This window comes from Roseobacter sp., from assembly GCF_039970775.1.
Classification (GTDB): domain Bacteria; phylum Pseudomonadota; class Alphaproteobacteria; order Rhodobacterales; family Rhodobacteraceae; genus Roseobacter.
Genome location: NZ_JBDVLG010000057.1, coordinates 1 through 23,627, shown reverse-complemented (window position 1 = coordinate 23,627; position 23,627 = coordinate 1). Strand labels below are relative to the sequence as shown.

The 23,627-nt window shown below is 59.5% G+C and carries 25 protein-coding genes, 1 tRNA gene and 1 other RNA gene; 8 read left to right on the top strand and 19 right to left on the bottom strand.

The genetic code is table 11. The features are described 5' to 3' along the window. Nucleotides 1–198: 198 nt before the first annotated feature. The 15 genes from ABJH13_RS15915 to ABJH13_RS15845 form a co-directional block, all read right to left on the bottom strand. On the bottom strand, nucleotides 199–867 hold the full coding sequence (locus tag ABJH13_RS15915) for a hypothetical protein (protein ID WP_348407204.1): 669 nt from the start codon (nucleotides 865–867) through the stop codon (nucleotides 199–201). 15 nt (nucleotides 868–882) lie between these two features. Further along, nucleotides 883–1,263 carry an Arm DNA-binding domain-containing protein gene (locus tag ABJH13_RS15910; RefSeq protein ID WP_348407203.1) on the bottom strand — a complete coding sequence of 127 codons (381 nt, stop codon included), beginning with the start codon at nucleotides 1,261–1,263 and terminating at the stop codon, nucleotides 883–885. Between the two features lie 86 nt (nucleotides 1,264–1,349). Then, a tRNA-Ser gene (locus tag ABJH13_RS15905) sits at nucleotides 1,350–1,439 on the bottom strand. Nucleotides 1,440–1,544: 105 nt separating this feature from the next. Beyond that, nucleotides 1,545–3,869: a DUF3772 domain-containing protein gene (locus tag ABJH13_RS15900; protein WP_348407202.1), complete on the bottom strand. Its 2,325-nt coding sequence runs from the start codon at nucleotides 3,867–3,869 to the stop codon at nucleotides 1,545–1,547. Beyond that, on the bottom strand, nucleotides 3,866–4,903 hold the full coding sequence (locus tag ABJH13_RS15895) for a cysteine synthase A (protein WP_348407201.1): 1,038 nt from the start codon (nucleotides 4,901–4,903) through the stop codon (nucleotides 3,866–3,868). Before ABJH13_RS15895 ends, ABJH13_RS15900 begins: the two co-directional genes overlap by 4 nt. A gap of 55 nt (nucleotides 4,904–4,958) precedes the next feature. Beyond that, a complete protein-coding gene (locus tag ABJH13_RS15890) occupies nucleotides 4,959–6,065 on the bottom strand; it encodes an NUDIX domain-containing protein (protein WP_348407200.1) in 1,107 nt (368 codons plus the stop codon). Nucleotides 6,066–6,081: 16 nt separating this feature from the next. Further along, nucleotides 6,082–6,522: a TrgA family protein gene (locus ABJH13_RS15885; RefSeq protein WP_348407199.1), complete on the bottom strand. Its 441-nt coding sequence runs from the start codon at nucleotides 6,520–6,522 to the stop codon at nucleotides 6,082–6,084. A 39-nt stretch (nucleotides 6,523–6,561) separates the two neighbouring features. Then, complete coding sequence (locus ABJH13_RS15880; RefSeq protein ID WP_348407198.1) at nucleotides 6,562–7,773, bottom strand: cyclopropane-fatty-acyl-phospholipid synthase family protein; 1,212 nt, start codon at nucleotides 7,771–7,773, stop codon at nucleotides 6,562–6,564. A gap of 193 nt (nucleotides 7,774–7,966) precedes the next feature. Next, on the bottom strand, nucleotides 7,967–9,385 hold the full coding sequence (locus ABJH13_RS15875) for a deoxyribodipyrimidine photo-lyase (RefSeq protein WP_348407197.1): 1,419 nt from the start codon (nucleotides 9,383–9,385) through the stop codon (nucleotides 7,967–7,969). Between the two features lie 67 nt (nucleotides 9,386–9,452). Beyond that, complete coding sequence (locus ABJH13_RS15870; RefSeq protein ID WP_348407196.1) at nucleotides 9,453–10,676, bottom strand: aminotransferase class V-fold PLP-dependent enzyme; 1,224 nt, start codon at nucleotides 10,674–10,676, stop codon at nucleotides 9,453–9,455. Nucleotides 10,677–10,840: 164 nt separating this feature from the next. Next, nucleotides 10,841–11,833, bottom strand: a complete 993-nt coding sequence (gene acuI, locus ABJH13_RS15865) for an acryloyl-CoA reductase (protein ID WP_348407195.1) — start codon at nucleotides 11,831–11,833, stop codon at nucleotides 10,841–10,843. A gap of 90 nt (nucleotides 11,834–11,923) precedes the next feature. Then, entirely contained in the window at nucleotides 11,924–13,027 is a 1,104-nt protein-coding gene (locus tag ABJH13_RS15860; RefSeq protein ID WP_348407194.1) for a dimethylsulfoniopropionate demethylase, read from the bottom strand. Nucleotide 13,028: 1 nt separating this feature from the next. Next, entirely contained in the window at nucleotides 13,029–13,538 is a 510-nt protein-coding gene (locus ABJH13_RS15855; RefSeq protein ID WP_348407193.1) for a DinB family protein, read from the bottom strand. Then, nucleotides 13,535–14,242 (bottom strand): DUF1326 domain-containing protein, encoded by a 708-nt coding sequence (locus ABJH13_RS15850; RefSeq protein WP_348407192.1) that lies wholly within the window; start codon nucleotides 14,240–14,242, stop codon nucleotides 13,535–13,537. The genes ABJH13_RS15855 and ABJH13_RS15850 overlap by 4 nt, the downstream gene beginning before the upstream one ends. A gap of 4 nt (nucleotides 14,243–14,246) precedes the next feature. After that, a complete protein-coding gene (locus tag ABJH13_RS15845; RefSeq protein ID WP_348407191.1) occupies nucleotides 14,247–15,020 on the bottom strand; it encodes a DUF2182 domain-containing protein in 774 nt (257 codons plus the stop codon). A 71-nt stretch (nucleotides 15,021–15,091) separates the two neighbouring features. Here ABJH13_RS15845 and ABJH13_RS15840 point away from each other — a divergent pair, with 71 nt between their 5' ends. The 5 genes from ABJH13_RS15840 to ABJH13_RS15820 all read left to right on the top strand — a co-directional run bounded on the left by ABJH13_RS15840 (nucleotide 15,092) and on the right by ABJH13_RS15820 (nucleotide 17,881). Then, the gene (locus ABJH13_RS15840) at nucleotides 15,092–15,826 is read left to right on the top strand and encodes an FCD domain-containing protein (RefSeq protein WP_348407190.1); all 735 of its coding nucleotides are present in this window, start codon (nucleotides 15,092–15,094) and stop codon (nucleotides 15,824–15,826) included. A gap of 64 nt (nucleotides 15,827–15,890) precedes the next feature. After that, on the top strand, nucleotides 15,891–16,283 hold the full coding sequence (locus ABJH13_RS15835) for a cupin domain-containing protein (protein WP_348407189.1): 393 nt from the start codon (nucleotides 15,891–15,893) through the stop codon (nucleotides 16,281–16,283). A gap of 58 nt (nucleotides 16,284–16,341) precedes the next feature. Then, a complete protein-coding gene (locus tag ABJH13_RS15830; RefSeq protein WP_348407188.1) occupies nucleotides 16,342–16,695 on the top strand; it encodes a DUF4345 family protein in 354 nt (117 codons plus the stop codon). 143 nt (nucleotides 16,696–16,838) lie between these two features. Next, nucleotides 16,839–17,188: a transfer-messenger RNA gene (gene ssrA / locus ABJH13_RS15825) on the top strand. A gap of 189 nt (nucleotides 17,189–17,377) precedes the next feature. Next, nucleotides 17,378–17,881: a ClpXP protease specificity-enhancing factor SspB gene (locus tag ABJH13_RS15820; RefSeq protein WP_348407187.1), complete on the top strand. Its 504-nt coding sequence runs from the start codon at nucleotides 17,378–17,380 to the stop codon at nucleotides 17,879–17,881. On the opposite strand, the gene ABJH13_RS15815 is transcribed toward ABJH13_RS15820, so the two are convergent. Then, entirely contained in the window at nucleotides 17,882–18,433 is a 552-nt protein-coding gene (locus ABJH13_RS15815; RefSeq protein ID WP_348407186.1) for a hypothetical protein, read from the bottom strand. It abuts the gene before it with no gap. A 186-nt stretch (nucleotides 18,434–18,619) separates the two neighbouring features. Between ABJH13_RS15815 and fumC the strand changes: the two genes are divergently transcribed. Genes fumC through ABJH13_RS15800 form a run of 3 tightly spaced genes read left to right on the top strand, consistent with a single transcriptional unit; the run spans nucleotide 18,620 to nucleotide 20,451 of the window. Further along, the gene (gene fumC / locus ABJH13_RS15810) at nucleotides 18,620–20,011 is read left to right on the top strand and encodes a class II fumarate hydratase (RefSeq protein WP_348407185.1); all 1,392 of its coding nucleotides are present in this window, start codon (nucleotides 18,620–18,622) and stop codon (nucleotides 20,009–20,011) included. A 3-nt stretch (nucleotides 20,012–20,014) separates the two neighbouring features. Next, on the top strand, nucleotides 20,015–20,191 hold the full coding sequence (locus ABJH13_RS15805; RefSeq protein ID WP_348407184.1) for a DUF4169 family protein: 177 nt from the start codon (nucleotides 20,015–20,017) through the stop codon (nucleotides 20,189–20,191). After that, nucleotides 20,188–20,451 carry a ribbon-helix-helix domain-containing protein gene (locus ABJH13_RS15800; RefSeq protein WP_348407183.1) on the top strand — a complete coding sequence of 88 codons (264 nt, stop codon included), beginning with the start codon at nucleotides 20,188–20,190 and terminating at the stop codon, nucleotides 20,449–20,451. The genes ABJH13_RS15805 and ABJH13_RS15800 overlap by 4 nt, the downstream gene beginning before the upstream one ends. On the opposite strand, the gene ABJH13_RS15795 is transcribed toward ABJH13_RS15800, so the two are convergent. From ABJH13_RS15795 to ABJH13_RS15785, 3 genes are all read right to left on the bottom strand, one after another. Further along, nucleotides 20,433–21,323, bottom strand: coding sequence for a fructose bisphosphate aldolase (locus ABJH13_RS15795; RefSeq protein WP_348407182.1), 891 nt, complete (start codon nucleotides 21,321–21,323; stop codon nucleotides 20,433–20,435). The genes ABJH13_RS15800 and ABJH13_RS15795 overlap by 19 nt on opposite strands. 67 nt (nucleotides 21,324–21,390) lie before the next feature. Continuing rightward, nucleotides 21,391–22,743 (bottom strand): cytochrome P450, encoded by a 1,353-nt coding sequence (locus ABJH13_RS15790; protein ID WP_348407181.1) that lies wholly within the window; start codon nucleotides 22,741–22,743, stop codon nucleotides 21,391–21,393. Continuing rightward, a partial coding sequence (locus ABJH13_RS15785; RefSeq protein WP_348407180.1) for a hypothetical protein occupies nucleotides 22,740–23,627 on the bottom strand: 888 nt, incomplete at its 5' end. The genes ABJH13_RS15790 and ABJH13_RS15785, both read right to left, overlap by 4 nt.

Genomic DNA, 23,627 nt, shown 5'->3' with positions numbered 1-23,627 from the left:
GACGATGCACAACGCGCACGACCGAAGCGATATGTCTAACCCAGCGTAACATTCCATTTACTGTCTCCCTTGTTCACAGCTATGCTGTGATCCTATCGGGAGCTCGACCAAAGTGCAGGGTCAGCCCAATTACGCATGCTTCCCGCCCAAAGCTGCCTTTGATACGCCACGCAGCGAAGTTTCGCTGCTCGTTCGGGTTCACTCCGACATCTTTCGGATCAACTCCATCTGGCGTTCGGTTGTTACCGGCAGGTAGGAATTGAACGTGGTTGCCATGCTCTCATGGCCGAGGTTCATTGACCATGCTTTCCATTCTTCCATCGTCGTGCATTTCACATCGCCGAACTTCACCAGTGTCTTGCGTAGCGCGTGCGGCGTATATTGCGGCATCTGAACCGCTTCGAAAGCGGCGCGCACAACGGCGTTGATCTTGGCCGATCCGGCATAACCCTTGCGCGACAGGCCCAAGTTGGTGTAGCCCTGCCCCTCAATAACCCGGACCTTGGCCGCCATCGCATTGCGCCCCCGCAAATCGGCATAGAAAGCTGGCACACCACGCCAGTGCATCGCCTTGTGGTGTTGCACCTTGGCCTTCACTTTGGGCAACGCCTGCGCGTCCTTGATCGCCGTCACCGGGTTTTCGCCATCGCGGAACCCTTTTGAGCGCGCCACATCCAGCACCGTCTTGATCCGTTGCGCCAGACGTTTCGCGGTTTCGTGTTTGTCGGTCCAGATCGGAGCGAGACACATCATCACTTCGGGCTGATGAATGCTGTCAATCGGCATGCGGCCAATCTTGGGAAAGGCGTAATCGCGCAGCGTGTTGATCCATTGTTGACCATGTTTGGCGTTCTTCCACGTGGGCATTCGGTCGATATGAACCTACTTGGCGAATTCCTCGAAACTCGGGATGTCGCGCTTGGCATTGAAACGAGCATTCAGCCCGGCTTTGGCCATGCGGCGATATTCCAGCGCCCGTTCGCGGGCCTGATTGATCGTGACAATATCCGCACCGCCCAATCCGAAATCCGTCCGCAGCGGCGCGCCCTTCTTGTTCTTCTGCCCCTTGACCACCACGCGCACAATCCAGCGCCGCGCACCGGATGAATCAACGACCAGATACAACCCGCCCCCGTCGCCATGACGCCCAGGGCCAAGGTTTTCGACAAGTTTCTTGGTCAGCTTGCCAGTTAAGGCCATTTCAAAAATACCACAATCCATACCACTCATGGAAAGAATATAGGCACCATCGAAAAAACTCAAAGTAAAGCACGCATTGCCCTAAAGCCAACGGTAAAACGAAAAAGGCCGCCCAAAGCGACCCATTCAAACCCAACAAAATGTGGTAGTGGCGGAGCGACAGGGATTCGAACCCTGGAGACGGTCTCCCGCCTACACACTTTCCAGGCGTGCGCCTTCGACCACTCGGCCACCGCTCCGTTGGGCGGGGTTTAACGCGGCAACACCGCCCTTTGCAAGCGCCAAATGCGCCCTTGTTGCGTCCAAAATCTGAATGTCCAAAATGCAGCGCCGAAAGACCGTGCTTACGCCGTCTCGGCGTCGGAGCCTGAAGGGGCGATGCCGCCTTTCAAGGTCTCAGGATTGCGCAACCACACATCACGCTGCGCAAATGGCACTTCGATCTCTTCTTGGGCGAACCGTTCGGCAATAGCATGGTTGATGTCGTTCTTGACGGTCATCATCCAGTTCACATCACGCAAGATCACCCGGATCTCAAATTCCAGCGCATCCGCACCAAAATTGTTGAACAAAATCATAGGCGCAGGGTTTCGCAGCACCATAGGTTGATCTTCGGCGATCTGTTTGAGGATCCCCTCAACCCGGCGCGTATCAGTGCCATACGCCACGCCAATCGGCACAATCAGACGCCCCACTTTGTTGCCGCGCGTGTAGTTCGTGACCGTGCCGGAGACCAGATCGGCGTTGGGGACAATCACGTCGGTGCGGTCGAAGGTTTCGATCCGAGTGGCGCGGACCGAGATGTCCTTGACGTACCCCATTTGCCCGCCGACCTCTATCCAGTCGCCTTCGGAAATAGGGCGTTCAATCAACAAGATGATCCCCGACACAAAGTTCTGAACAATGGTTTGCAGGCCAAACCCGATCCCGACAGACAGCGCCCCTGCGACAATCGCAAGCGACGACAAATCGATCCCCGCCCCGGTGATCGCCAACACCGCCGACAGAAAAACCCCCAGATACCCCAGCCCCGACACGACGGCATTTTGCCCACCAATGTCCATGCGGGTCTTGGGCAAAACATTCGTCCGCATCGTGCTTTGCAACAAGCCTGTCAGCGAATAACCCACACAAAAGATCACCGCGAAGGTGACAAAATCACCGGGGGAAATGCGCGTGTCGCCGATCTTAAAACCGCGGCCTAACATCGCCCAGATCTCTGTCAGATCCGCCACCCGCGCGCCCCATGCCAGCGCCAAAACAGGCAGCGCGCCGATCACCAAGCCAAAGCCCACCAACACCGGCACAAGGGCATCACGCGCGGCCTCGCCCTGCCCGGTCACGAGCCCATATAAGTCTGCCGAAAACCGTTGCAGCGTCAGCACAAACCCCAAGATCAGCAGGCTCACCAACGTCGGATAGAGCACTGCGTTGCCGGCTTCGGCGTAACCAACCGCGGCCATGATCGTCGACACAACGGACACCACAATCAGCGCTGTCCCGCTGAGACGGATCGCCCGCGCCAGACCCGTACCTTTGGACGGGTCATCGATGCTATAGCTGCGTAGAATCACCCCGATGGGGACCATCATCAGCGCAATCAGCACCACAATCGGAAACGCCAGCACCGCATCTGTTGCCGGGTTAACCTGTTCGAAACCGACCAACAGATCCACCAACCCGCGCGACACAAACAAGATCGACAGCACCAGCATGTAAAACCGCACAGCCGCACGCCTGGCATCGGGCAGCGCGATCAGCGCGTCTTCGGCGATGCGCGCAAACAGCCGTTCAGCCAGCCAGCGAAACCCCAGTAACACAAGCCCAAATAGCGGCAGCGCCTCGAGCAGTTGATCCACCCGCGTGCCCGCCAGCCCCGTCATCCGCAACGCTCGGGTCAGCACAAGCAACCCCATCAACGGCAGCAAAATCCGCAGCAGCGACACCAAAAACCGCCACACCCCAGACCCGCGCCCGCCCCATGCGCGCAAATGCGTCAGCCCAATGCCAGCCCAATGCCGCCCCCGGATGATCAGCGCAAAGGCCACCGCCAACAACACAACCACCACCGGCAGGTTATCTGCCATTTGCTGGCGCCGCGCGGGGTCTTTTAGGGTCTCAAGCTCTTGCGCTAACCCCCCCATGATCGTGCCGGTGTCCTCAAACGCGCCGGGCCAATTTACAGGGTTCAGCGGCGACGGCCCCAGCGCTAGCAGGCGCCGGGTTTGCCGTTCTCGGATGATGGCATCAATCTCACGGATCAAACCATCGGCACGGCGAAAGGCTTCTTCGGACACCCGCACCGGGGCCAAAAGCGTATCAAGTTGATCTTCCAACGTCCCGCGGCGCGCGGCGATATCCGCGGCCTCTTGGCCATTTTCAGGCACCGGCCCCAGCGCCTCTATCTGGCTGCGCAGCGTCGCGATCCGGTCAGCGTTGGCCTGACTGCCTGCGGTGAAACTGGTGCGGTAATCCGCGATTTCCGCGCGCAGCCGTTCGAATCGTTCGTTGCTGGCCGTATCGCGGTCAATCGCATCTTCGGCCAGTCGGGCCACACTTTCCCAAGCCTGCGGGTTAACCCCTGCCCCGTCTTGGGCAAAGGCCTGCGACCCCACCAACAGCAGGCACGCAACAACACATGCCTGCACAAGATGGAGCACCCGGCTCATACGTCTTCAAAAACGCCCGGAATGCTGGCAGGCGCACGGTCTAACCACCCTGGAACAGGCAAGCCTTTGTCTTTCAGGAACTCAGGGTTGAACAGCTTGGATTGGTAGCGCGTCCCGTAATCACACAGGATGGTCACGATGGTGTGCCCCGGCCCCATGTCGCGCGCCATGCGTATGGCGCCCGCGATATTCACCCCCGACGACCCGCCCAAACACAGGCCTTCGTGCTGCAGTAAATCAAACACCACAGGCAGCGCCTCGGCGTCATGGATGTTATAGCTAAAGTCCGGCGTGAACCCTTCGAGGTTCTTGGTGATGCGGATCTGCCCGATACCTTCGTTGATCGACGACCCCTCGGACATTTCCAACACGCCCTTGGTGTAGAAATTGTGCAACGATGCGCCGTCAGGGTCGGCCAAGCCGATCTTCACGCCCTTGGGTTGCAACACCGCCGACACCCCCGCCAACGTACCACCAGACCCCACCGCGCAGATGAAGCCATCTACTTTACCGTCGGTCTGGTCCCAAATCTCTGGGGCGGTGGTGTCAATATGGGCCTGACGATTGGCCACATTGTCAAACTGATTGGCCCAAATCACACCTTCGTTGGTGGTGCGGGCCAGTTGCTGCGCAAGCCGTTCGGAGTAGCGCACGAAATTATTGGGGTTGCGGTAAGGCGCGGCAGGCACCTGCACCAGTTCGGCACCGGCCAGACGCAACATGTCTTTCTTTTCCTGGCTCTGCGTCTCGGGGATCACGATCACCGTTTTGAACCCCATAGACGCGCCAACCAACGCAAGCCCGATGCCGGTATTGCCTGCGGTGCCTTCGACAATCGTACCGCCGGGGCGCAACAGCCCCTTTTTTATAGCATCTTGAATGATGAACAGCGCCGCGCGGTCTTTGACCGACTGGCCCGGGTTCATGAATTCGGCCTTGCCGAGGATCTCACACCCTGTGGCCTCACTGGCCTGTTTGAGACGGATCAGCGGTGTGTTTCCAACGGCCGCAGCCAGATCGCTTGCAACATGCATCGGGTCGGTTCCTTTGAATGACGTCCGTCACACCTAGCGGCCCGCCCGCGTGATCTCAAGAGGGGCTGCGCAATCGGTCGCGGTGGCGGGCCAACCAATAGGCGCTAATCACCAACGGGACATTGGCCGCCTGTTGGCTGTCGCACAGCTCCATCAGGGCGTCAAAGGACATTAAATGTGACCGAATGTCTTCTTGTTCGGCCTCTAGCCCGCCAAGCCCGGCCGCCGCATCTGGCAAATCAGCAATCGCCACGTAGGTATAATAAAATTCCGTAGAAGTGCCCGGCGAGGCGTAGGCCTCACTGACGGTGTGCAATGCGCCCAGTTCAAGCCCCGCCTCTTCCATCGCTTCACGGCGCGCGGTTTGCTCGGGCGTTTCGCCCGGATCGATCCGCCCGGCAATGGGTTCCAGCTGCCAGCAGGTGACATCGCCGCGGGCCAACGGCCCCATCCGCATCTGTTCCACCAGCATCACCCGGTCACGCACCGGATCATAGGGCAACACCAACGCGGCATCTGCCGCCATAAACACCGCCCGCGTTGCGATTTCGCTTTTGCGGCCATCAAAACGGCTGTGGGTGAGATCAAATTCATCCAACGCAAAGAAATTCGCATAAGGGCGCCGCCGTTCGGCCACGGTGATCGTGCCTTCGGAGGTGCCCGCACCGTGGCGGCTATGGCGGGCATTGACCTGTGACCACGCACGCGCGCAGATCATCGGATACATCTGCGCCACCAACGTTGGCGACCGCTGGCCGAAATAGCCCATAACCTCTTGCGCGGCACGCACGTTGAGCGCCGCCCAATCACGCTCCCAGTCCTCAAGGGACCACGCACCGCCAACGGGGCCGCACCCTGCGTCTGGCAGATAGGCCTGCACAGAGGGGCCATCGCGCGACGCCAACTGCCCCAACCGGCAATCAAACGTCTTTTCGTAGTATTCAAGCCGCGCAATGTCCTGCGCACGCAGCCCCTCTACCAGTATCCCCGTCGCAACCGACCCAGCGGCGGCTGATATAACCGGAAACGACCCATCGCCCGCACGCTCGACCCGGTGGCCGTCTAGGTCCATCCGTCGTATTTGCACATGTGTGATATCGCCCAACACCACCTCTAACAGGGGTGTGTGCCGCAACGTGCCAAAGAAAAATACCGCGTCCAAAACTGCCCGCCTTGCGTTATCGCCACTTGCGCCCGGCCAGTTCGGTCAAAAGCCCGGCAAGGATGCTCCCCGTTATCAGGGTAGAGATCACCAACGGGTTAATCAGCAGCAATCCAAATTCGCCCATCAAAAACGCAACAGCCTGTAGCGCATCAAACACATCGTGGTATCGGTTTGCCATCGCCCGGTCGAACATCTCAATACCGGCATGCACGAATAGCCCCCAAAACACCAGCGCAAGACCACCGCCCACGCCCGTATTGATCGCAGACGTCAGGCCCTGCCCGACCCGTTTGCCCATCACGGCCCACCCGGCCCACAGACCAATAGCGCCATTGATATACACGAAATACCCAAAATCAGTGGGCTTCGGCATCAGCGGCATCAGCAGTAAAGACACAACACACCCAAGCCCCGACATACAAAGCGCAGCAATTAGGCGGGCGGCGTCGGGCATTGCGCGGGTCCTTATGTGTGCGGTTTTGCGCGCGCACCCCTAGCCCGGCCGTTTGACCGTGATCTGGGTGACATCGCAATTCGAACTGTCGAAGCTTGCCGCGCAAGAGGTTAAATAAAAGTTCCAAAGCCGGCGAAATCTGTCGTCAAACCCGAGCGTGCTGACCTGATCCCACTTGTCGTTGAACGTTTCATGCCACCGCCGCAGCGTCACAGAATAGCTGTGCCCAAATTCCACCGACTGTTCCACCGCCAGCCCCGCCCGTGCGATCTGGTCGCGCAGCACGCTGGGGCTGGGCAACATACCTCCGGGAAAGATGTATTTCTGAATGAAATCAACCCCACGTTTGTACACCTTCCAACGTCTGTCAGCGACGGTGATAATTTGCAACGTCGCCGCCTTACCCGGTTTCAGCCGGTCACGCACAACGTTGAAATACGCAGGCCAATACCGTTCGCCGACGGCCTCAAACATCTCAATGCTGGCGATGCCATCATAGGTGCCGGTTTCGTCGCGGTAGTCTTGCAGCTTAAAATCAACAAGACTGGACAGTCCTGCATTATCAATACGCTGTCGCGCGTATTTGATCTGCTCTTCTGATATGGTCAACCCGGTCACCTTCAAACCGCGCTCTTTGGCGGCGTATTCGGCGAACCCGCCCCAACCACATCCGATTTCTAAAATATGGTCACCCGGCTGCGCGCCCATTTCATCCACCATGGATTTGTATTTGGCGATCTGCGCCTTTTCGGTGCTTTCTTGGCCACTGTCGAAAATGGCCGACGAATAGGTCATCGTGTCATCCAGCCAAAGCCGGTAAAATTCATTGCCCAAATCATAGTGAAAACTAATGTTTTTGCGGGCCTGCGCCTTGTGATTGCGTTGCATCCAGAACCGCAGTTTTTCAAAGCTACGCACCACGATCATGCCCGGAAAACCATCATAGATATGTTCGTTTTCGACCTCATGCACCAGATCCATGAACGCCTGCAAATCGGGTGTTGACCACCAAGCATCCAGATAGGCGTCGCAAAACCCCAGATCGCCCTCTCGGATCAACCGGGCGAACAGATCATCGTTGTGAATGTGCAGTTCGGCCACCGGTCCGGGGTTGGGCCCTTCGGCACGAAACCGGCGCCCATCGGGCAAAACAAAATCAACCCGGCCGTTTTGAAGCCCCCCCGCCATCGCAAAAACATGCGAAAAATAGCGCGGCAACCCCACCTGCCCCTCAGTTGTCGTCAATATCATCTGCGTTCCCCATTTCGCATTTGTGTCAGGCTAGGCTGACATATTTTTATTGGCAAGTTTCCGACGTCGTTTTGAGCGTCAGTTGTTGATTTTATCCGCCTGTGCAGCGTGTTACGCAGGCTTGTGCGCGACTGCCCGCCCATTTTGCACGCTGCGGTAGACACCCACGGGCGTCTTCGGGCGCCCCGGCGTATCAAAAACCACGGTTCGCATAGGCCTCCAATGCGCGTGTGCGCCCGACGTCCACAGGCACCACCGGGTCTGGGTACGGCGTTTGCGCCGACAGGCCCCACCGGCGCGGCACCGCATCGAAGTAAGCCATAGCCGTGTCGGTGGGTGCGGCGCGGTCTTCGGCGATCCAACGGCGGACATAATCGCCCGATTTGTCGAATTTATCGAGCTGCGTCACCGGGTTGAACACACGAAAATAGGGCGTGGCATCGGGCCCCGACCCTGCCGACCATTGCCACCCCATCGCGTTGCTGGCGGGATCCCAGTCAATCAGGCAGTCCTCAAACCAATCCAGCCCGATTTTCCAATGGCACAACAAATGTTTGGTCAGATAGCTCGCGACAATCATCCGGCCTCGGTTGTGCATCCGGCCGGTCACGTACATTTCGCGCAGGGCCGCATCGACAAACTGGATCCCTGTGCGGCCTTGTTTCCAACGCTGAACCGCAGGGTGGGTTTCGTCGGTGTTCCAAGGGAAACTATCCCAGTTTGGTTTCCAGTTGCCCGTTAGCAAATGCGGCGTGTGGTGCATCAGGTGGTAGGCAAATTCGCGCCAGACCAGTTCTTTTAAGAAGGTCTCGGCCCCCGGTTTGCCCTCTTGCCGGGCACGCAGGCCTGCGTGCCAACAGTGATGCGGGCTGATCTCGCCCAAGGCAAGATTTTCCGACAGACCCGATGTGCCATCCACCCCCGGCAGATCGCGCGTGGTGTCATACCCCGCCACGATCTGCGCGATAAAATCGCCCAGCCGCGATCGCGCCGCCTGTTCGCCCAGCCGCACATGTGGTCGTACGATCTGCGCGCCCCGGTTCATTGCCGCATCAAGCTGCCAATCAGAGAGATCATCGCTGGCGGGCCAGTTTTGCGGCGCGGGAATGGCGGCAGGTGCGGCCATGGGGGCTTCGACGTTGCGGGTTTTCACCGTGTTCCAGAACGGGGTGTAGACCTTGTAGTATCCGCCGGTTTTGGTCTCAACGCTCCAGGGTTCAAACATCAGGTGGCCGCCAAAGGATTTGGCCGCAACACCCCGTGCTTTGAGCGCGGATTTCACGGCGGTGTCCCGCGCCACGGATTGCGGATCATAAAGCCGCGACCAATAGACAGCGTCGGCCCCTGTTTCGGCGATCACTGCGTCTAGCGTTTCCAAAGCAGGGCCACGCCGCAAAACCAACCGACTACCCAACCCGCGTAACGCGGCGTCAAAGGTTTCGATCGCCAACCCCATGCGCCACTTTGGCGCCGCCCCCAATGCCGCAACCGTGCCGTCGTGGATGACCATGGGGATAACGGGCCGCCCGGTCTGACAGGCCGCGCGCAGGGCTGCATGGTCGCTGAGCCGGAAGTCCCGACGGAACCAGACGATAATAGGAGATGTGCTCACACGGGAACCTTTTACAATTAGTTGTAAAAGCTACGGAACGCGGCGCAGTTTGGATCACTCAGGAGGATCACAAAACTTGATCTAACGCGGCAATAAGGCGGTTTATGTCATCGCTGTGCGTGTAATGGGTGAAACTTAGACGCAAGACGCCCTTTTCAGGGTCCACGCCCAAGGCCTTCAGCGCCCGGCCTGCATAGAAATCACCACCCGCTGCCATGATGCCAAGGGGCGCCAGTGCGGCGGCGATGTCTGCGCCGGGTCGGTCCAGCGCCAACGCGATGGTCGGGGCTCTTTGGATCGCATCACCGGGGCCGATTACCCGCACCGAATTGCGCCCGGACAGCGCGTCTAGCAGAGGGTCTAGCAATGCGATCTCCCGGGCGCGCATCAGGTCGTGCACCACACGGCCTCTTTCAATGGCGGGTGCGTCAGCGCCGACGTGATGGGCATACAGCGTATCGATATAGTCAGCCATGCCCGCACAGGCCGCCACCTGCGCATGATCCGGCCCGGCAGGGGTGAACCGTTTATACAGCGTATCGCCGTTAAAGCCGTGCCCCTGATTGGGCAATAGCGCGCCCAGCGCACGGCGGATCACCATAAGCCCCTGATGGGGCCCGTAGGTTTTATACGCCGAAAACAGGTAGATGTCGGGGCCCAGCGCGCCGACATCGGGCAAACCGTGGGGCGCATATGACACCCCATCGACGCAGGTAAACGCACCCGCCGCGTGGGCCGTAGCGGTGATGGTCGTGACGGGGTTAATCTCGCCCACGACGTTGGAGCAATGGGGAAAGCACACCAGCCGGACGTGGTCATCCAACAGGTCTTCGAGATCATTGGGGTCTAGATGCCCGGTGTCGGGGTTGATCTGCCATTCCCGGATCTCGATGCCACGGTCGACCAGACGCCGCCAAGGGCCAGAATTGGCCTCGTGGTCTTGATTGGTGACAACAATCGCCTCACCCGGTTGCATCATGTCCGCAAAGGCCTGCGCCAATACATAGGTGTTTTGTGTGGTTGAGGGGCCAAAGCTAAGCTCGTCTGTCTCTATCCCCATGATGGCGGCCAGACGGGCGCGAGCCTCGTCCATTTCTGCGCCCCCGAGGCGGCTTGCCTCGTAGGGTGCGTAGGGCTGCACCTTGCGTTCTGTGTAGAACCGGGTCAGCCGGTCAATCACAGCCGCGCAGGTATAAGACCCACCAGCGTTTTCGAAAAATGCCTGCCCCGTCAACGCGGGGCTGGAAAAGGCGGGGAATTGGCGGCGCACAAAGTCGATATCAAGTGTCATGGGTGCACCGTCCCCTGTGCAGCGCATGAGGTCAACCGTGCAATGCACCCCCGCACATCAAGGCGCGCCTTTGACCGTTGGTGTGGCACCACCTACGTCATGTCAGCCCCCCGCGCATGCCGCGCGGAGGTCTCTCTTTGGGTCACGCCACACTCAGTGGCGCGTTAGGCATTGACGTCGACAACAACGCGCCCTTTGACCTGACCCTTTAGGATATCCGCACCCAATTGCGGCAGGTCTGACAATGTCGCCGGGTGTACCATCGCCTCTAGCTTGTCCATCGGCAGATCAGAGGCGACCCGTTGCCAGCCCCGCACGCGGTTGTCATAGGGTTGCATCACACTGTCGATGCCCAACAGGTTCACACCGCGCAACAAAAACGGAATCACCGTCGCAGGCAGCCCAGCGCCCCCTGCAAGACCCACCGCCGACACCGATGCGCCGTATTGCATTTGCCCCAAGACACGGGCCAGCATTGCTCCCCCCACGGCATCAATGCACCCGGCCCAGGTCTCTGCCTCTAGGGGGCGTTTGACCGTCTCGTTGATGTCTTCGCGCGCAACAATGCGGCTGGCACCAAGGCCAGTAAGATAGTCTGCCGTCTCTGGCCGCCCGGTAACGGCCGCGACCTCGTGCCCCAAATGCGCCAAAATCGCCGTCGCGACGGACCCGACGCCGCCCGCAGCCCCCGTCACCAACACAGGGCCCTGCCCCGCGGTCAATCCGTGATCTTCCAACGCCATTACCGCCAACATCGCCGTGAACCCCGCCGTGCCCACAGCCATCGCCTGACGCGTGTCCAGCCCCGCGGGCAATGGCACCAACCAATCGGCCTTGACCCGCGCCTTTTGGGCATACCCGCCCCAGTGGGCCTCGCCCACGCGCCAGCCGGTTAACACCACCTTGTCACCGGGCGCATAACGCGCGTCATCCGACGCCTCGACCGTGCCCGCAAAATCAACCCCCGGCACATGCGGATAGGTGCGCACCAATCCGCCCCCCGGACCAATGCACAAACCATCCTTGTAGTTCACCGTGGAATATTCGACCGCGACCGTCACATCACCCGCGGGCAATTGGTCCGCATTAAGCTGTTCTACCGCAGCCTGTATCTTGCCGCTCTCTTTGTCTTTGTTGACCACCAATGCGTTAAACATCTTGCTCTCCATTCCCCGGGGATTGCCCCTGCTATGTTGTTCCAAATGATGCGGGCGCCGTTTTACCAGCCCATCCGCCAAACCCTGCCATCAGGCCCAAAACCCCGGTTGCACCACGCCCTTGCGCATCCCGTCAGGTGTTTCGACCTCTAGTGCGGTGCCGCTGTCCCAATGGGTCATGCGCACCATGCCAATGGCCACGTTTGTCTCGAAATCCGGGCTCCATGCGGCAGAGGTAATCTGCCCCACACGCCGCCCCGCGCCATAAAGCGGCCAGACCCTATCACACCCCGCCACGGGGGGGCCGTCAATCGCGATGGCCTGCACCTGCTGTACCGGGCCTTCCTTGGCCACGCGCAACAACGCATCACGCCCAATACAACCAATCGCGGTCTGCGTGTCACAAAACCGGCCCAAGCCACATTCATGCGGGGTGTTGTCGTCGGTCATGTCATTGCCATAGCTCAGCAACCCGCCCTCGATCCGTTCAATCGCATTGGGGCAGCCCGCACGCACATTCAGGTCTTGGCCCGCCGCAAACAGCGCATGCCACAGGGGCATCGCGATATCCGCCCCCCGCACGTAAATCTCAAAACCGCCCTGTTTCGAATACCCCGACCGCGCCACTACCAGATCACGGCCTTCGAATTCAAACCACCCAAACCGGAAAAACCGCACGTCGCGGATGGCATCTCCAAAGACCCGCACCATCAGTTCTTCTGCTTTGGGGCCCTGCACGGCCAACGGGCTTACGTCGGGCTCGTCGATCAACACATCCAGCCGCCAGCCATTGGCGATGCCCTTGACCCACAACAACAGATCACTGTCAGCGATGGATATCCACCATTGGTCTTCGGCCAACTTCACCGCCACGGGGTCGTTGAGCATCCCCCCCGTTTCATCCACGATGGGCACATAAAAACACCGCCCCGGCAGCATGCCGCGCAAATCGCGCGGGGTCAGCATTTGCATCAACCGGGCCGCATCCGGGCCGCGCAATTCCACCTGCCGTTCCGCCGAAACATCCCAGACCTGCACGTGATTTTTCAGATGGTGGTAGTCGGCCTCGACGCTGTCAAAGACCGTCGGCAACAGCATGTGGTTGTAGATGGTGTAGGCCTTGACGCCTGCCGCCTCGACCCCTGCGGAAAACGGCGTGCGCCGCAGCCGCCGTGACGGGGAGATCAGCGCCATCTCAGGTATCCTCGGGTAAGAAGATCAGATCGGTCACGGGGGCCGTCTGGCCCGCTGCCGTCAACATCATATGGATTTGCCCGCGGTGGTGGGTTTGGTGGTTGAAAAAATGTGTGACAGCCGTGGCCATAGGCGCGCGCATGTCGGTCTTTAACAGCCCCGACGTCCAATCCAGATCGCCGAGCAGGTCCGCGGCACGCAGACCCTCAGCCCAAAGGGTGATGTGCCCATCCATCCGCACCCTGTCGGTTGCCCAAGATTGGATCGTTGGGTGCAGCTTCGTGTTATCAGCGGCCGCGACGGCGGGCGGCGCAACTGATGGGTCAAAGCGGCTCATCCATATGGTATCGCCCCACAGTAAATGGTTGGCGGTGCCCAGCAGCGACCCAAAGAACGCACCGCGATCCTTGGACAGCTCCTCTGCGGGCATCGCCTGTAACACCGGCATCAATTGTTCGTTTTGCCACCGGTTGTAGCGCGCCATCATCTGTACATAGGACGGCTCAATCACGGTTTTGGGCCCTTCCAGTCAATCGGGCAGATCTCGGCGGATTTGCCGCCAAAATCCCAGACACGGCCATAGTCGCGCACCCGGCTTTTGAGCCCCGTGGCCGCAATGATATCCGGGCCCATCCAGTATTTGGAATTGCTGACCATCACCGGGTGGTCGGGGCTTTTGCCCGCCAACATCTCTATTTCGCCTTGGATCTTGCGGCCAATGGCGATTGATCTGCGGTTGCCCTCGCGGGTGATTTGCACAGGCGCACGTTCGGCGCCGATGATTTCAGACACCAGCATTGTAAACAGCCCCGTGGTGCCGCCCGCCGCCCCCGAGAAGATCTGCAAGATGCCGTTATAGGCCTTGCCGGTCGCACGTTCGTCTACGTAGGCCGCGACCTTCCAGTTGCCTTCGCCCATACGGCCGGGGATATCGACCAACAAACCGATGTTCAGGCCCGACAGGTCTTCGCCCTCGTAGTGACCCTCGTCGATGGCAATCGCCATCCACGCGTGGCAGTGCCCTTCGGTGGGTGGGTGCGCGCCCAGACTGACCACACAGGGGCAAAACACCGTGCACGAACAGTTGAGGAACAATTCGCCCTTGATCGCCCATTCGGTCGGGCTGGATTGGCGCCGTTTGGGGTTGGGCATCCGTTGATCAATGCGCTGACTGATCGGCAAGCGATCTGCATCCGCGCGTCTGTTGTTGGCCATAGTCTTATCCTCCCGCTATCACCACAAGGCCCGCGCCACACAGCAGCACGCCCATCGGTTTTGTCACGATATGCCCGACTTGGGGCAGCTTTTCGATCACCATGAACAAGGTCGCCAGACCCATCCACGCCAAGTTCATCACGCCGCCCACAAACCCAAGGCTCATAAAGCCCCAACAGCAGCCTACGCAAAACGCACCCAGCCCCAGCCCCATGCGCACCCCGCCAGCAAAGCCCGTGCGCCAGTGGCCGAGGTAATACATGCCCGGCGCATGGCACACCCCGTGGCAGATTTCTTTGGCGCGGGTGAATTGAAACAGCCCCACCACGATCAGCAGCCCACCGGCCACCCACGCGCTATGCGCAATACCCAGCATATCAACCACACCGCCAAACAGCAGCGCCAGTTGCGCCCCCGTGATCAAGGCCGCAAACACCACCCAGATGATGACATACCCCAGCAGCACCCCCAGCCACCCCGCGCGGGTGCCATTGGCGCTGATCATCAGGTCTTCGTAGGCGCGCAAGGTGGGCACCAGCGTGGGCAACATCATCGCCGCCATCATGATCGCCCACATCCAAAACAGCGGTCCGAAGTTGGCCATCGGCATATACATCGGCATGCGCGGGTCCATCGCCGCCATCATCTGGCCCTGCGGCCCCGGCCGGCCCAGCAGGTCGAGATCCATATCGACGCTCATGGCATACATCACCCACCACGACGCCAATATCGCCGCGAAAAAGCCCAACCAGAGAGTGGTGCGCAGGGTGCCGTGCATGAGTCGTATTGTCTCCTTGCGATTGAAATGCCAGACATTGAGAACCCGAGCAAACATTAAATGTCTGACATATGAAAATTGACCCGTCCAGCCCCGCCGATCTGTCAGCGCAAATCGCCCAAGCGATCCGCGATGCGATTGTGAACGGCACGTTGATTGTCGATGAACGCCTGCCCTCCGAGGCCGAGCTGGCCGAAGAATTCGAAGTGTCCCGCCCCACTGTGCGCGAGGCCCTGAAACGGCTGGCGGCGCAATCGTTGATCCGCACCCAACGCGGGGCAACGGGGGGGGCGTTTGTGAACCGGCTTAGCTTTGAGGCCGCGCAGCCGCAGCAGATCACCACATCGACGCTATTGCTCAGCATGAACGCCGTCAGCTTTGAGACCGCCTGCGAGGCGCGGTATGCGCTAGAACGCGCCTGCGCGCCGTTGTCGGCGGCCCGGCGCACACCCGACCATCTGGCCACCATGCGTGCCGAAATCCACCGCCAGTCGCAGCCGGGCCTGACGGACGAAGCGTTTTGCGCGTCCGACGTGGCCTTTCACCGGGCCTTGGTGGATGGCGCGGGCAACCCGGTGTTGTCGTATCAGCTTGCCGGCGCTGTCGAAGCCATGCAACCTTTGATGAACATGATCACGTTCACCGCCCGCGACCGTGCGCGCATTATCACCCTACATGAGGGGATCGCAAATGCCGTCGAGGCCCAGGACGGCCCCTCGGCCATGACCGCCCTGACGGCGTTAGAACACGAAACACAAACTCTCGCCCTAAACGTCTTTGCCGCCCGCGCGCGCGTCGCGCCATAGGCACATCCGTCTGGTCAAAACCTGCGCCGCGCATTGCGGTGCGCTTATTTGAGGAGCACTGTTCATGAAAGAAACAACCCTGCCACTCACCCCAGATGCGACCTCGCCTGCGGGGGCCGACATCCGGTTTATCATGGATGGCACAACCGGAAACATGATCCACAGCACAGTGCCCGCCGGGCAGATCAACCGCGCAACGATCCACGAGACGGTCAGCGAATTCTGGTACGTCCTTGGTGGTGAGGGCGAGATTTGGCGCCGCGATGGGGCCGATGAAAAAGTTACCCGCCTGCTGCCCGGTGTGTCGATCGACATCCCCGTCGGCACGGCTTTTCAATACCGCAACGTCGGGCACGCGCCGCTGACGTTCATCTGCATCACCATGCCCCCGTGGCCGGGGGATCACGAGGCCTCGCATTTAGAAGGCACGTGGCAACCAACAGTCGGCGGCCCGTGACAGCCGCTGTTTTGCGCACGGCCCTTGCCGCCGCAGCTTGCGCAGCTAAGTGAGCGTCATGACTGATATCATCACGATCACATGCTGCGTACTGACCATTGCGTTTGGGTTGTTTGGGTTTTTGGCGCCCCGCTATACGGCCGCCGCGCTGGATCTGGAACCGACCCACAGCACCATGGGGCTCAGCGAAATGCGGGCCTCTGTGGGGGGACTGTTTGTGGCCGCAGGGGGGGCCGCCCTTTGGCTGGATCAGCCGTTGGCCTATGCCATGATCGGGGTCGCATTTATTGGGGCTGCGCTGGGGCGCGCGGTGTCACTGGTTTTTGACAAACCACCGCTGCGTAAACTGCTGGTCTTTGCGGGGATCGAGGTCGCGCTGGCTGCGGGGTTGCTGTGGTCAAACCCAATCTGACCCACCCGCCGCAACAAAACTGTTGCAGGCACAAGTGCGGGAAAATCGGCAACCCACTTTAACAACACCGTGTTAAAAATTGATATTAAATGATTGTTAACCAATCAAACGATCACATCTCATCTTCATATCCCCCACGCTTGCCTCTTGAGATTACCCGCCAACCCGCCTATATCTGAACCGTCCCTTGGGACTATGAACATAAACGCGCTCGTAATAAGCGGATCGGACCCGGGGGCGGTACCCGGCGACTCCACCAAAATATCCTTCATTTGGGGATCATGGGGTCGAAACAGGATCGACGAACGTCTAAAGGGGTTTGCTTTGTTTCGGCTGTCTGCCACCGTTATCGGCGAAACTTGTACAATTGCAAATGACAATCGTGCTCCAGTAGCAATGGCCGCGTAAGCGACCTGAGATACTGAAACCTAACTCCTTGCGCTTAGCGGTGTAAGGCGGGGTCCGCAGGCACCTGGCAACAGAAGCCTGCACTTTCATCCCCACAAAACACCCCACACTGCGATGACCCTGACCTGGGCCATCCTGCCCTCCAAATCGCAGTACCCACCCCGCCACCGACCACACAACCGCGCAGGGGCCGAATTTGGCATGCGCCCTCTTTCCTCTGCGCAGGAATCGGCTATGGTTGAGAGGACCTTTTTGCAGCATGTTAAGGAACACCATGAGCAACAGCATTGATTATGGCAACCTGATGCATGACGCCATGCGCGGTCTGATCCGCAAGGTGCTGGATGATGTGGCCGCACATGGGCTGCCGGGCGCGCATCATTTCTTTATCACCTTTGACACCAGCCACCCTGACGCCGAACTGGCCGATTGGCTGTCTGACAGATACCCCGGCGAAATGACGGTGGTGATGCAGCATTGGTACGATGGGCTTGAGGTCGGGGATCTTGGGTTTTCGATCACGTTGAATTTCGGCGATGCGCCCGAACCCTTGTATATTCCCTATGACGCGATCAAAACGTTCGTTGATCCGTCGGTGGAATTTGGGCTGCGGTTTGAAACCCAAGACGAAGGCGATGACGCCACCGCCGACACCGGAGCCACACCCCTGCCCGTGGCCGCCCCAAAAGACCCACAGCCTGCCGAAACACCGGCCGATACAGACGATAAGAAAGAGAAAGACGCAGATGTCGTCTCGCTCGACAGTTTCCGCAAATAATTACTGGCGTTCCAGAAAAGTCGAAACAGTGCGCTGGACTTCGCCATTACGGACGCTTTTGTAGTCTAGGGTCAGCCCGCCGTCGGCCAATGTTCTGTCAAACTGCTGGATCTCATATCCACCGTCGGGCGCCACAAACAGCGAATACACGCTAAGTGTGTCACCGTTGATGCGGCTCCAGACGTAAGGCTCGCCTCTCATTGGGTCCAGCTGCACGTCGTGCCCAAACACATTACGCTTCATGGCTGATGAATACACATCCGCCCGGTCAGACCCTACAAATTCCACCAGATAGGATTTCTCTTTGGTCGATCCGTCGGCGCGGTAGGTGTTTGTGCTCCACGCGACCGAAAACCCAGTCAGGGTTTGGGCGATCTCAACGCTCATATCACGTTTGTGGGCGCTGCCATCAGCCGACACCACCGTCGCGGACCCCTCAAATGCACCGACAAACCGCATCACATCGGCCCCTGCCACCTGTGCCAGCATCGTCGCGGCCAACACCATCGCTATGCGCATCATCCGGGGAAACATTAGGCCGGTCCGTGTCATAACAGGGGTCCCTTTCGTCAAAGTACAGCAGACCGGGCGAAAGATGGTCTGTCTATTAGATAACACGGCCGCGCGCCTATTCAACGGGCATAGCGCAGCCTCGCCCGCAAAGCGGTCTCATCTGCCAGTTGCACCGCGCGCCCTGCAAGGGTACACCGCCCATACCGTAATTTCAGGGAAATGATCATGGCGCAGACCCGCACAGAAACCGATAGCTTTGGCCCTTTGGAGGTTCCCTCTGATAAATATTGGGGTGCCCAGACGCAACGGTCTATCATGAACTTCCCCATCGGCTGGGAAAAACAACCCATCGCCGTAGTGCGCGCGCTTGGCGTGATCAAGCAAGCCTGTGCGCAGGCCAACATCGCATTGGGCAAGCTGGACGCAGATCGCGGCGATGCGATCATACAAGCCGCAAGCGAGGTGGTTGCCGGTAAATTTGACGACAACTTCCCGCTGGTGGTCTGGCAGACGGGCTCTGGCACCCAATCCAACATGAACGCCAACGAGGTCATCGCCAACCGCGCGATCGAAATCATGGGCGGCGAGATCGGGTCGAAAGACCCCGTGCACCCCAACGACCATTGCAACATGGGTCAGTCGTCCAACGACACCTTCCCCACCGCCATGCACATCGCCACTGCAATGATGGCGCGTGATGTGTTGCTGCCCGGCCTAGAAAAACTGCACGGCGCACTACAAGACAAAGTCGACGCCTTTGAGGGCATCATCAAGATCGGCCGCACCCACACCCAAGACGCCACACCGCTGACCCTGTCGCAGGAATTTTCCGGCTATACGCATCAGGTGGCGATGGGCATCCAACGCGTGCGTGATGCGTTGGGCCGCATCTACGAGCTGGCACAGGGTGGCACCGCGGTGGGCACCGGGCTGAACACACCCAAGGGCTGGGATGTGACCGTGGCCGCGAATATGGCCGCCATCACCGACCTGCCGTTTGTGACCGCCCCCAATAAATTCGAAGCTTTGGCCGCCCATGACGCGATGGTCGAAATTTCGGGTGCGCTGAAAACTGTCGCGGCATCGCTGTTCAAGATCGCCAATGACATCCGATTGCTGGGGTCGGGCCCGCGCTGCGGGTTGGGTGAATTGATCTTGCCAGAAAACGAACCGGGCTCGTCGATCATGCCGGGCAAGGTCAACCCCACCCAATGCGAAGCCCTGACACAGGTGTGCGCCCATGTCTTTGGCAACGATGCCGCCGTCGGCTTTGCCGGATCGCAGGGGCATTTTGAGCTGAACGTCTACAAACCCATGATGGCCTATAACGTCCTGCAATCCATGCAACTTTTGGGTGATGCGGCGTCAACCTTTACCGACAACCTAGTTGTGGATCTCAAGGCCGATGCAGACCGTATCGAAAAACTGATGCGCGAAAGCCTGATGTTGGTGACCGCACTGGCCCCCGAGATCGGCTATGACAACGCCACCAAGGTCGCCAAGACCGCGCATAAAAACGGTACCACCTTGATCGAAGAAGCTGTTGCTTTGGGCTTTGTGACCAAAGAACGGTTCAACGAGGTCGTGCGCCCGGAAAATATGATCGGACCAAAATAAGCCATGAGCGCACCCATTAATCTCAACAAGGCCCGTAAGGCCCGTGCCAAGGCGGCTAAAACCGCCACGGCAGAGAAAAATGCGGTGCGCTTTGGCCAAACCAAAGCCGAAAAAGAAGCCGCAAAGGCTCACCGTGACAAGATCGCCCGCGACCTGGATGCGCACAAGCGAGACCCATGAGCAGCCGGCCTGTCAAACATTCGGTGACGCTCAAGGGGCACCGCACGTCGATTTCACTGGAAGATGAATTTTGGCAAGCGTTGCGCCTGATCGCGGCGGAACAATCCAAGCCAATCAATGTGTTGGTCGCCGAAATTGATGTAGATCGCGGCGCCGAAATGGGGTTGGCCTCGGCGATCCGTGTGTTTGTATTGCGCGACCTGCAGGCGCGACTGGCGCACCTGCAGGACGGCGCCGCAGGTCAGACCGACGCGCGGTAGATCTTGTCGATGCTGCTGCCCAGAGCCGCATTGAATTCCAGATCAGACATTTTTACGCTCAGCCCTTCGGTCAACGCGCGGCTAAAGCTGGCGATGATCTGCGGGTTTTCACCCAGCTTGGCGCAGGCGTCATCGGTGGAATATCCCCCCGACAAAGCCACAACCCGCAACACCCGTGGATGGGCTGCCAGATCGTCGTAAACACCAGCCTGGTCAGGCAAGGTCAGCTTTAGCATTACATCCACGCTGTCGTCTAACATATCAAGATGTTTGGATATTTCAGCCTCGAGCAGAGTTTCGGCTTGGGCCTTGGTGGCAGAATGGATATTCACTTCTGGCTCAAGGATCGGCACGAGGCCCGCCGCAATCACCGTGCGCGCCACCTCGAACTGTTGCGCGACAATCGCCGCGATGCCCTTTTGGTCGGCCTCGTGAATAACGGACCGTTCCTTGGTGCCGAAAATCCCCTTGGACTTTGCGACCGCCAGTGTTTGCTCCAAATCGGGCATTGGTTTCAGCAGCTGCACACCGTCGGTTTGATCTTCGAGACCCTTGTCGATCTTCAAAAACGGCACCACACCACGGTCGCGCCACAGCAGCTTGGCCACCGACGTTCCGTTGATGCTGTCGTGCATCGTGCGTTCAAACAAAATCGCACCGATCACCTTTTCGCTGGTGAACTCATCCGCCAGAATGATCCGGGCGCGCATGTCGTGCATGGCGCGGAACATTTCGTCGTCACCAGAATAATCCGCAGGTTCGACCCCGTAAAGGCTCAACGCTTTTGGCGTCGATCCACCCGATTGGTCCAGCGCAGCAATAAAGCCCGCACCTGTTTTCATTTGCTCACGCATGGCTTGTTGATTTGACATTGTGGTGTTCCTTCTTAGTCGGCCCCTTGCCCTTTCCATAGAACAGTCGATCACAGGATGGTACATGTTAGCGTCGGACAATGCCCAAACGAATTCCATTTTGCGATCTGACGGTCAAATGGGCGACCGGAATGGGTGTTTCGGCAGGGTCAATCACAACTTTAAGGTCGCGCAAAATAGTGGCCAACATGACCACCCCCTCGATCATTGCAAACCCTGCACCAGGGCACACGCGGGGGCCACTACTAAAGGGCAGATAGGCATCGCGGGCGCATTTGGCGCCATTTTCCGTATGCCAGCGCGCGGGGTCAAACCCGTCAGGGTTGTCCCACAGACGATTTTGCCGATGCAGATGCCATTGGCTGATCACCACCTGCGCGCCCGGATCAACATCGCGTTTGCGAAACACCTCTGGCGTGGTTGTCTGGCGCACCATCATCGGCACCGGCGGATACAACCGCAGTGTCTCGCGGAACACATCGCGGGTGATCCGCAGCCGCGACATCTGCGAAAACTCCGACAAGTCGGCGGCACGTGCTTCGGCGGCGACTTTGTCCTGCCAGTCTGGATAGAGCGCCAGCAAATACAGCGCCCACGCCAACGCCGATGCGCTGGTTTCATGCCCTGCCAGAAAGAAGATCGCGACCTGATCCACCATTTCCGGCACATCAAACCGTTGCCCCGTCTGCGGATCTGCTGTGGTCATGATTTTGGTGGCCAGATCATCGGGTGCTGTGCCATCATCAATCGAGCGTTGCCGCGCGGTGGTAAGCTGCGTGATCAGCGCCCGGATCCGGGCCGCATTTTGGCGCGTGGCCCGCCGGTACCCGCGCGGCACCCAATCGGGCATCGGCACAAAGGCCGCCAGATTCAAGATCGGCTGGCTGCGTTGATAGCTTTGGAAGGCATCGAACACATCGCGCGCCACCTTATCTTCTATCGGGATCGAAAACAGCGTGCGAAAGATCACATCAGCGGCTGCGTGGCTGGTTTCGGGTTCGATGTCGATCTGCTGGCCTGCGTGCTGCGCAAACCGGTCGGCAGCGGCCTGCGCTGCGGCACAGATCGACGGATGCGTTTCGCGCAGGCGGCCGCCTTCGAACGCGGGGTCAATGATGCGCCGCTGCCGTTGCCACGTGGCGCCGTTGGTCAAAAACACCGAATTGCCCAACAGCGGTTGTAACCCCGACCCAACGCGCCCCGATTTGGGAAAATCCAGCGGTCTGTCGTTGAGCACAGTGCGAATGACGCTGGGATCGTTGACCATATAACTACGGAAAAACAACGTCCGAAATTCGGCCATCCACGCCCGATACAGCCGTTCAGGTTGTGACGACAAAATATCACGCCGAAAGAGACGCAGGCGTTGCCACAGGCTGGCTTTATCTGCGCGGCTGGACGGTTTGGGCGGGTGGGTCATGCGCCTACATCCGTATACCGGCTGACAACGGTTTCGATGCGCGACCCCGACGGCCTGCGGCCTGCATAGCGCGCGCCGAGCGTGCGCGGGCCTGCTGTGATCTGGAAATAATCATAGTCGCGGGGTTGGTCAAAGGCACAGAGATATTGGAAATGCAGCCGAAAGAACCGCCAGCGCAACGCCCGCCAACGCTGTGGGCTTAGCGTTTGGGTGAAGGCCGCAGAAATGACCAGAGGCCAGCGTTTTTCAGGCGTGCCCTGCCCGCAAATGGAAACCGGATCGCACAGCGCAAAGGTGCACCCATCGCCGGGGGCCGTAACATCCACCCATGTGATTTGCGCGCAGGTCGACAGGTCGCGCAGATCGCGGCGCAGGTCTTGGGCGTTGGGTAAAAAGGCGACCATCGGCACCACCTGCCCCAGCGACAAAAACCCAAGGGCCGCGTGCGTGTCGTTTGCCTGCCCGCGCCGGACCACGTCTGCCAACACGCTGACCGCCAGATGCGCCCCTGACGAATGGCCCACGACCAACACCTCTTCCACATCGCTTTGCAGGGCTGTGCCCACCCGGTCTGCAAAGCTATCCATCCGTGCGCGCAGATCCGGCGGATACCCCCCCCGCGCCGATGCGCTATGGGCGAAGTCATGCATCAGGTAGTGGGCAAAGATCCGTCCATCCCGGTCGCGGCACCAGCGCAGCACCCAAACCGCCACGCCGATCGCACAGGCTCCTGCGACAGAAAGACCGACCCACCCCGGCGCCATCGGCCAGACCACAGCGCAGGCCAATGCCCCCACCCCCGCGCCGACCGCCACAGCCGCTGCCAGTTGCGCCAACAACATCACCACCGGGTACAATGCCGCGATCACCGGCCCCTTGCGCAG